Below are 2,042 nucleotides of genomic sequence, written 5' to 3'. Positions count from 1 at the left end.
AGCTTGTTGATCGCCAGGAACAGCGGCACGTTCCAGGCCACGATCGCGCCCACCACGCCGAGCGGTTCACGATGGACGATGGTCTGCCCGTAGCCGCCGTTGCGGACTTCCTGCCACTTGACCTGATCGACAGCGGGCCCGGCGAAGAAGTTCAGGCATGCAATTCCGCTCATCCACTGCATGGTCTCGACGGACATCGGCGGCTGGCCGGTTTCGTCGCCGAGCAGCTTGACGAACAGGTCTTTGCGCTCCTCCATCAGTTTGAGCGCGCCGGCGATGACCGCCGCGCGCTCCTTGGGTGGCGTCGACGGCCACGGTCCGTTGTCGAATGCCGCGCGTGCCGCGGCGACCGCTGCGTCAACGTCGGCTGCTGCTGCCAACGGCACCTTGCCGACGTACTCGCCGGTGGCCGGGCAGTGCACCTCGATGACTTCAGATGTCGACGGCTCCGTCCACTTGCCGCCGATGAAAAGCTTGTCGTACTCCGTTGTAGCTTGCTCCGTTGTGACGTGGCTCATGGCCGCCACCCTACCCAAGCCGGAGCGAAACGAGAACACGTTTCATTACTGCGGCCGGAGCACCAGCACAAGATTGCTCACGAGGAACTCACGCAGCACCGGTACTGCGGTCAACCACCAGGCCCATTTCGGGTGGTAGCGCGGGAACGCCGAGATCAGCGTCCCTGTGCTGGCGGCCCAGTCCAGGCCGTCCGCAGCGGACACCGCGAACAACGACGACCCGTAGTTGTTTTTGGCCGGGTGGCCGTGTTTGCGGGCGTACCGTCCGGCGGCGCGGGCGCCGCCAAGGTAATGACTGAAGCCCATCTCGTGACCGCCGAACGGGCCGAGCCAGACCGTGTAGGAAAGCACGACCAGGCCGCCGGGCCTGGTGACCCGAAGCATCTCGCCACCGAGTTGCCAGGGTCGCGGCACGTGCTCGGCGACGTTGGAGGACAGGCAGATGTCCACGCTGTTATCGGCGAAGGGCAGCGCCATGCCCGACGCACGGACCAGGGCTCCGGAGCCACGCGCCAAAATCGGTCCCGCAGCGTGCATTTCATTCGGGTCCGGCTCCACGCCGATATACCGGAGGCCGGCATCGGCGAACGCCGTCGCAAAGTATCCGGGCCCGCCACCGACGTCGAGCAGGCTGCGACCCACCGGCCGCTCGCCGTGGATGCCCTGCCATAGGTCGCTGATCATGTTCGCGGTGTCGACCGCCAACGGGCCGTAGAACTTGGCCGGGGCAGGCTGCTCGTAGCGAAAGCTCGACAGCAGCCGCGCCGAGCGGCGCAAGGTCGCCCGCCGCGCGAACAGGTCAGTCACCGCCACCGGCCAACCCTAGAGCCCGGGCATCGCTAGGCTGACCGAATGTCCGGTGTGCGCTCGGTGCTGCTTTTGTGCTGGCGCGATACCGGACACCCGCAGGGCGGTGGCAGCGAAACCTACCTGCAGCGCATCGGCGCCCAGCTGGCCGCGTCCGGTGTGGAGGTCACGCTGCGCACCGCGCGCTATCCCGGAGCGGCGCGACGAGAAGTCATCGACGGTGTGCGGATCAACCGCGCGGGCGGGCGCTACTCGGTCTACGTGTGGGCGCTGCTGGCGATGGCGGCCGCGAGATTGGGCCTTGGACCATTGCGACGGGTACGGCCGGATGTGGTCGTCGACACCCAGAACGGCTTGCCGTTCATGGCCCGGCTGATCTACGGCCGACGGGTCGCAGTGCTGGTGCACCACTGTCATCGCGAGCAGTGGCCGGTGGCCGGCTGGTTCTTCGGCAGGCTCGGCTGGTTCGTCGAATCGTGGTTGTCGCCCAGGCTGCATCGGCACAACCAGTACGTGACGGTGTCCTTGCCGTCGGCTCGCGACCTGGTTGGCCTCGATGTCGATGGTGAGCGAATTGCGTTGGTGCGCAACGGGCTCGATGAAGCGCCCGTGGCATCAGTGGATGGTCCGCGCTCGGTCACACCACGGGTGCTGGTGCTCTCACGGCTGGTGCCGCATAAGCAGATTGAAGACGCACTGACCGCCACGGCCGAGCTG

The 2,042-nt window shown here is 66.8% G+C and carries 3 protein-coding genes; 1 reads left to right on the top strand and 2 read right to left on the bottom strand.

From position 1 onward, the window contains the following. Together WAO18_RS02810 and WAO18_RS02805 are read right to left on the bottom strand one after the other, a co-directional pair. The coding region (locus WAO18_RS02810; RefSeq protein ID WP_422203708.1) for an aldehyde dehydrogenase family protein at positions 1-518 on the bottom strand (518 nt) is incomplete at its 3' end. A 45-nt stretch (positions 519-563) separates the two neighbouring features. After that, entirely contained in the window at positions 564-1,331 is a 768-nt protein-coding gene (locus WAO18_RS02805; protein ID WP_422203707.1) for a class I SAM-dependent methyltransferase, read from the bottom strand. Positions 1,332-1,370: 39 nt separating this feature from the next. Between WAO18_RS02805 and WAO18_RS02800 the strand changes: the two genes are divergently transcribed. After that, on the top strand, positions 1,371-2,042 hold a 672-nt coding region (locus tag WAO18_RS02800), incomplete at its 3' end, for a glycosyltransferase (protein ID WP_422203706.1).

Origin of the sequence: Mycobacterium sp. (assembly GCF_049278535.1) — a bacterium.
Lineage (GTDB): Bacteria > Actinomycetota > Actinomycetes > Mycobacteriales > Mycobacteriaceae > Mycobacterium.
Note: the sequence above shows the minus strand (reverse complement) of the source record. Positions and strands in the feature narration are given on the sequence as shown.